Genomic DNA, 6,986 nt, shown 5'->3' on the forward strand with positions numbered 1-6,986 from the left:
GTCCCCTCGCGGGTGGTGTGATTCTAAGTCTATGAAAGTATAAAGTTTATAGCGCGGCTAGAGCGTCCGTCCCGCATGAACGGAAAAGTCCGTCGCCGTGGCCATTCCGTCGGCCGCCATGGCCCTCGGCCCATCATTCACTCGCCTGTCGCGGCGTCTAGTCGTTCGCCGACGCGGCGAGATTCTCACGCACGATCACAGCGGCGCGAGCGGCGGGCCCGAGCGCTCCACGCCCGAGCCCGCCCTCGACGAGGAGCTTAGGAGAGTTTGACCAGCATCTTGCCCAGGTTCTCGCCGGTGAACAGCTTCAGGAAGGCGTCCGGCGCGCGCTCAACGCCTTCCTCCACGGTCTCCTTCCAGGTGATCTTCCCGGCCTTGATCCATTCGGCCATGTCCCTGGCGAATTGCGGGAACAGGTCGGCGTGGTTGGAGACGATGAAGCCTTCCAGGCGCAGGCTCTTGCCAACGGCCTGAATGATGTTCGGCGGGCCTTCCGGCTTACCGGTCTCGTTGTACTGCGAGATCATCCCGCACAGGGCGAAGCGGGCGAACGGGCGGGCCGAGTTGATCGCCGCCTCCAGGTGCACGCCGCCGACATTCTCGAAATAGACGTCGATGCCCTTCGGCGCGACCTTGGCCAGCTCCGCGACCACGTCTGGGGTGGCCTTGTAGTCGATGACGTGGTCGACGCCGATCGACTTGAGGAACGCGACCTTCTCGGGCCCGCCGGCCGAGCCGATCACGGTGTGGCCCTTCAGCTTGGCGATCTGGCAGACGACCGAGCCGACCGCGCCGGCGGCGGCCGAGACGAAAACGACGTCGCCGTCCTTCAGCGCCGCGATGCGCAGCAGGCCGACATAGGCGGTCAGACCCGGCATGCCGACCACGCCGAGGAACGCCTGGGGCGGCAGGCCGTGGGTCTCGATCTTGGTGATCGCGCCCAGGCCGGCGGCGGCCAGCGACTTGGGATGGGCGTTGAAGGCCTCGCGCCAGCCGAACATCGAGTTGACGATGTCGCCCGGCTTGAAGTCCGGATCGTTGGAGGCGACGACCTCGCCGATCGCGCCACCCTGCAGGGCTTGGCCGATCTGGAACGGCGGCACGTAGCTGGGGCGATCGTACATGCGTCCGCGCATATAGGGGTCGACCGACATCCAGAGGTTACAGACCTGGACCTCGCCGTCGCCGGGCGCCGGAAGCTCGACGGTCGCCAGCTCGAAGTCCGAGGCCTTGGGCAGGCCCACCGGGCGGCTCTTCAGGCGGATCTCGCGCGAGGTGGTCATGATTATCTCCCTGGCTCCGATCGGAGCGTTGCGTATTTAAACGGATGTTTAGCGCGCCCTTACGGAAGGCTCCAGTGCTTCTATGCGGCCGCGAAGCGGGGTAGACACCGCCCATGACCCAAGACCGCTCTTCCTCCGCGCTTCTGAAGGCTGGCGTCGTCGGCGCCGGCGTGTTCGGCGGCTACCACGCCAAGAAGTACGTCGAGCTGGAGGGGGTGACCCTTGCGGGCGTCTATGACGTCGACCTGGCGCGAGCGGAGGCTCTGGCCGGTCCGTTGGGCGCCCGGGCCTTCGACGATATCGACGCTTTCCTGGCCGCCGTGGACGTGGTCACGGTCGCCGCCCCGGCCGTCCACCACGCGGCGCCGGCGCTGGCGGCCCTGAAGGCGGGCAAGCCTGTCTATTCGGAGAAGCCGATCGCCTGCGCGCCGGAAGACGCCGACAAGATGGTCGCCGCCGCCGCCAAGGCCGGCGTCCCGCTCGCTTGCGGACACCAGGAGCGGGTCGTGTTCCAGGCCATGGGTCTTCTGGACATCCCCGAACAGCCGCTGCGGCTGGAGGCGGTGCGTCGCGGCACGCCCTCGGACCGCAATCTCGATGTCTCCGTGGTGCTCGATTTGATGATCCACGACATCGACCTGGCCCTGGCGCTCTGCGACGGCGAGCCGATCGCGGTGGAAGGCGAGGGGGCCATCACCCGGTCGACCTCGCTGGACTGGGTCAAGGCCGAGGCCACCTTCGACAATGGCTTCACGGCCCTGTTCGACAGCTCCCGTGTCGCGGAGGCCCGCGAGCGCACCATGAAGGTCGTCTATCCGTCGGGCGAGGTCGAGATCGACTTTCTGGCCCGCACCTTCCGCAACACCACGCCGTTCCCGCTGATCGAGAACTTCACCGAGACCCCGGCCGGCAAGGACCCGCTGGGCCTGTCGGTCGCCGGCTTCCTGAAGGCGGTGCGCGGCGAGGCCCGCCGGCCGGTGGTGACCGGCGAGGAGGCCGCCCGCGCGCTGGACCTGGCGCTGGCCGTGGAGCAGGCGGTCGAGGGCTGATCCCTACCGTTTCCGGAAGCCCGATATTTGCAGCAGGGTCGCGATGGCCGCGAGGCCGCCGCCCAGCACGGCGACCGCGCTCCAGCCGCCCCAGGTCCAGGCCGCCGCCGCGGCCGCCGAGCCGCCCGCGCCGCCCAGGAACATCGCGCCCATGAACAGGGTGTTCAGCCGGGCCCGCGCCTGCGGCTTCAGGGCGTAGACGAGGTGCTGGTTCGAGACCAGCGCGCCTTGGACGGCGAAGTCCAGCAGGACGACCCCCATAAGCAATCCCGGGATCGCTTTCCAGAGGCCAAAGACCAGCCAGGCGGCGAGGGTCAGGATCGCGCCGAGGGCGATCGTCAGGTGCGGTCCGCGCTTGTCGGCCACCCGTCCCGCCACCGGCGCGGCCAGCACGCCGACGACGCCGACGATCCCGAACAGCCCGGCCACGTCGGCGCCAAGGCCAAAGCGCGGCTCGCGCAGGTGCAGGGCCAGGATCGTCCAGAAGGCCGTGAAAGCGGCGAACAGGTTGGCCTGGGTGAAGGCCGCCAAACGCAGGGCCGGGAACTCCCCCCACAGCTTTCCCAGCGAGCCGAGCAGAGCGCCATACGACAGATCGCTGTCGGGCCTGCTGCGCGGCAAGGTGGCGGCCATCAGCGCGCCGGCGGCGGCGGCGATGGGCGCGCCGAGCCAGAACATCGCGCGCCAGCCCCAGGCCGTGGCGACGAAGCCCGCCACCGTGCGGCTCAGCAGGATGCCGCACAGCAGTCCCGACATCACGACGCCGACCGTGGCGCCGCGCCGCTCGGCCGGGGCCAGGTGCGCGGCCAGCGGCACGATCTGCTGAGCGACCGTCGCGGCCATGCCCACCAAGAGGGAGGCGACCAGCACCAGCGCCGCGCTGGGCGCCAGGGCCGCCAGGGCCAGGGCGAAGGCGAGGGCCGTGAACTGGATCACGATCAGGCGCTTGCGCTCGATCCGGTCGCCCAGCGGCGCCAGCAGCAGCAGCCCGGCGGCATAGCCCAGCTGGGTCGCGGTTGGGACGAAGGCGGTGAGCGGGCCGGGCAGGTCGCGTTGCATCAGGCCCAGCATCGGCTGGTTGTAATAGATGTTCGCCACGGCCAGGCCTGCGGCGGTCGCCATGGCGAAGGTCAGCCCCCGCCCCATGGGCGAGGCCGAGACGTCGGTGCGAGCGCTGATGAAGGTCATGATGGGCTCCAGGGGAAGGCGTCTTGTCCTCCCGTCGGACCGAGGCTTACGGCATATCCCAATCAATGATAATCAGCGCCTACTGATGGGCCTGAATATCGAGATTGGATATAATGGACCTCGCCGACATCGCTGTGTTCGTGGCGGCCGCGCGGGCGGGCAGCCTCGCCGCCGCCGCGCGTCGTCTGGGGATTCCGCCCATGGCGGCTTCGCGGCGGCTGGCCGCTCTGGAGCGGGCGCTGGCCGCCCGTCTCGTCCACCGCACCACCCGCGCCCTGTCGCTAACCGCAGAGGGCGAAGCCTTCCTGCCGCACGCCCAGGCCATGTTGGAGGAGGAGTCCGCCGCCCGGGCGGCGATTCGCCCCTCCGACGCCGGCGCCTCGGGCGTGCTGCGCCTCACTGCCTCGGCGCCGTTCGGGCGCAAGATCGTCGCCCCGATGATTCCAGACTTCATGCGGGCCAACCCCGACCTGCGCGTCGATCTTCTGGCCACCGATAGCATTATGGACATCGTGGCCAACGGCATCGACGTCGCCATCCGGATCGGGGTGCTTCGCGACAATTCGCTCATCGCTCGGCGGCTGGCGGACAATCCTAGAAAGCTTTGCGCCGCGCCGGACTATCTGGCGCGTCACGCGGCCCCGACCGTCCTGGCGGATCTCGCCGACCATCAGTGCCTGACGGTCACCGGCGTCACCCACTGGGCCTTCAGGGTCGGCGAGCGAGTCGCCCAGCAGAGAGTGAGCGGCGCCTTCACCGCCAACAGCGTCGAGATTCTGCATGAGGCCTGCCTGGGCGGTCGGGGCATCGCCATGCTGTCCGGCTGGAATATCCAGGAGGACGTCGCGGCCGGCCGTCTGGTCGAAATCCCGCTGGCGGACGCGACCTTGGAGGCGTGGTCGATCTGGGCCGTCTATCCCACGGCTCGCTTGGTTCCCGCCAAGACGCGGCTATTCATCGACGCCCTGGCCCGGCACCTCAGAAGCCAGGGTGTGGCCTGAACGAAAAAGGCCGCCGCTCCGGGGAGCGACGGCCTCTTGCTTGCCTAAAGGCTGACCTGGGTGCCCAGCTCGACCACCCGGCCCGGTGGCAGGTGGAAGAAGGTGGTCGGGTCGGCCGCGTTCCGGGTGAGGAAGGTGAAGAGCTTGCGCTTCCAAGTCGGCAGGGCGTCCGGCGCCACCGACGGCACGATGGCGCGGCGGCTGACGAAGAACGATGTGCTCATGATGTCGAACTTCAGGCCCTGCTTGCGGCAGGCGGCCAGGGCCTTGGGGATGTTCGGGCTTTCCATGTAGCCGTAATGCAGCGTCACCAGCCAGAAGCGCTCGTCCAGAGCCTGGGTCTCGATCCGCTTGTCCTCCTGCACATAGGGGCTCGTCTCGTTGACCACCTTCAGGATGATGTTGCGCTCGTGCAGCACCTTGAAGTGCTTGAGGCTGTGCATCAGGGCCGGCGGGGTGGTGTCCGGGTCCGAGGTCAGGAACACCGCCGTGCCGGGGGTGGAGGCGGTCGGGCGACGCGCGATCATCTCGCGGAAATCGGCGAACGGCAGGCCGTCCTTGCTGAGCTTGTCGCGCAGGCGCTCGGTGGCGCTGACGAAGATCGACATCATCAGGCACAGGCCCGCGCCCAGCGCTAACGGGGCCCAGCCGCCGGTCAGCACCTTCAGCAGGTTGGCGACGAAGAAGGTCAGGTCCAGGGCAAATAGTGGCACGATCAGGGCCAGGGACGCGGCCAGGCTCCATTTCCACACGTGGCGCACGACGATGTAGGCCAGCATGGTGGTCACCACCATCGTGCCGGTGACCGAGATGCCGTAGGCGTGGGCCAAGGCGCTGGACGAGCGGAACGACAGCACCACCAGCACGACGCCGATGAACAGCATCCAGTTGATCGGCGCGACATAGATCTGGCCGGCCTCGGTGGTCGAGGTGATCTTGATCTCCATGCGGGGCAAGAGGCCCAGCTGGATCGCCTGCTGGGTCAGCGAGAAGGCGCCGGTGATCACCGCCTGGCTGGCGATGACCGTGGCCAGGCCAGAGAACAGCACCAGGCCAAAGCGCCACTGATGCGGCGCCATCAGGAAGAACCAGTCGGCGTTGGGCAGGGTCTGGTGGGCGGCCTGAGCCACCGCCAGGGCCTTGGAGGCCAAGGCCGCCTGGCCAAAATAGTTCAGCGCCAGCATCGGCAGGGCCAGCGCGATCCACGACACCTGGATGGGGCCGCGACCGAAGTGGCCCATGTCGGCGGTCAGCGCCTCGGCGCCGGTGACGGTCAGGAACACCGCGCCCATGACCATGAAGCCGGTCAGGCCGTGGTGAGCCAGGAAACCGACGGCGTAGGTCGGCGAGATCGCCGCCAGGACGCTCGGCTCCTCGCGGATGTGCCACAGGCCCATGGCGCCGATGCACAGGAACCATGCCACCATGATCGGGCCGAAGATGCCGGCGACCTTGGCCGTGCCCTTGGCCTGGAAGGTGAAGAGCGCGGTCAGAATCACCAGGCTGACGACGATCACCTCCTGGGTGCCGAACCAGCCCGAGAAGCCGCGCACGGACTTCAGGCCCTCGACGGCCGACAGGACGGAGACGGCAGGGGTGATGACGCCGTCGCCGTAGAACAGGGCCGCGCCGATGGCGCCCAGGGCGAAGATCATGCGTGTGCGGCCGCGCGCCCCTTGCTGCGCCAGGGCCATCAGCGACAGCACCCCGCCCTCGCCGTTGTTCGAGGCGCGCATCAGGAACAGGACGTACTTGACCGTGACGACCAGGATCAGCGCCCACAGCGCCAATGAAAGGACGCCCAGGATCTCCGACCGCACCAGGCCGTCGCGCGCGGCTTCGGCCAGCGCGTCGCGGAAGGCGTAGAGAGGGCTGGTGCCGATATCGCCGAACACGACGCCCACGCTGCCCAGGGCCAGCGGCCAGAAACGTCCCGTCGCGTGGCCATGCGGAGCGGCTTGCGCGGAAACGGGCGTCTGGGATGTGGTGGGGGAAGAGTCGGAGACGGCGAGGGGTTCTTTGCCCGCCATGTAAAGCTCGAGGCTCCAAAGCGCCGGCTCCAGGGCCGACGGCGCGCGCTTTACGCTGGCGTTCGCGTCGCAGCAATCCAAAAAATCGACGCAGCGGTACGGGTTGTCGAAAGCGTGATCGGGAAGCCTCGGAGAGTCCGAGGTGGGCCGACTTCAGTCATCCAGATCGAACGGCAGATCGTCCTGGTCGGCGTTCGTTTCGCGGCGGGCCTTGGAGACGGGCTTGTAGCTCGGCGTGGCGGCGGGTTTAGGCGGCGGCGCGGCTTGATCGTCGTCGTCCCAGGGCGGGTCGCCGAACATATCGTCGACTTCGGGCGCGGGCCGGGGCGGCGCTTGCGAGGGGCGAGCGGGCGTCGCGGAGGCGCTCGGCGCCGAATCGAACGAGGAGCGCCGACGCAGCGGCGGCGGCGTGTCGGGCAGGGGCGGCGGCGGCGC

General features: G+C 68.7%; 5 protein-coding genes and 1 pseudogene. 2 read left to right on the top strand and 4 right to left on the bottom strand.

Going from position 1 to position 6,986, the window contains the following annotated elements; genetic code table 11:
• Positions 1-257: 257 nt before the first annotated feature.
• A complete protein-coding gene (locus FCU40_RS04725) occupies positions 258-1,283 on the bottom strand; it encodes an NADP-dependent oxidoreductase (RefSeq protein WP_168073216.1) in 1,026 nt (341 codons plus the stop codon).
• A gap of 113 nt (positions 1,284-1,396) precedes the next feature.
• On the opposite strand from FCU40_RS04725, the gene FCU40_RS04730 reads away from it, so the two are divergent.
• Positions 1,397-2,332 (top strand): Gfo/Idh/MocA family oxidoreductase, encoded by a 936-nt coding sequence (locus FCU40_RS04730; protein WP_168073218.1) that lies wholly within the window; start codon positions 1,397-1,399, stop codon positions 2,330-2,332.
• Positions 2,333-2,335: 3 nt separating this feature from the next.
• On the opposite strand, the gene FCU40_RS04735 is transcribed toward FCU40_RS04730, so the two are convergent.
• Positions 2,336-3,520, bottom strand: a complete 1,185-nt coding sequence (locus FCU40_RS04735) for an MFS transporter (RefSeq protein ID WP_168073220.1) — start codon at positions 3,518-3,520, stop codon at positions 2,336-2,338.
• 113 nt (positions 3,521-3,633) lie between these two features.
• On the opposite strand from FCU40_RS04735, the gene FCU40_RS04740 reads away from it, so the two are divergent.
• Positions 3,634-4,521, top strand: a complete 888-nt coding sequence (locus FCU40_RS04740) for a substrate binding domain-containing protein (RefSeq protein WP_168073222.1) — start codon at positions 3,634-3,636, stop codon at positions 4,519-4,521.
• A 44-nt stretch (positions 4,522-4,565) separates the two neighbouring features.
• Here the strand turns inward: FCU40_RS04740 and FCU40_RS04745 are convergent, their stop codons facing one another.
• Together FCU40_RS04745 and FCU40_RS04750 are read right to left on the bottom strand one after the other, a co-directional pair.
• Positions 4,566-6,551 (bottom strand): potassium transporter Kup, encoded by a 1,986-nt coding sequence (locus FCU40_RS04745; protein WP_004620142.1) that lies wholly within the window; start codon positions 6,549-6,551, stop codon positions 4,566-4,568.
• A 153-nt stretch (positions 6,552-6,704) separates the two neighbouring features.
• Positions 6,705-6,986, bottom strand: a pseudogene (locus tag FCU40_RS04750) (hypothetical protein); the annotation flags it as partial.

This window comes from Caulobacter sp. SSI4214 (genome assembly GCF_012184455.1).
Classification (GTDB): Bacteria; Pseudomonadota; Alphaproteobacteria; order Caulobacterales; family Caulobacteraceae; genus Caulobacter; species Caulobacter vibrioides_E.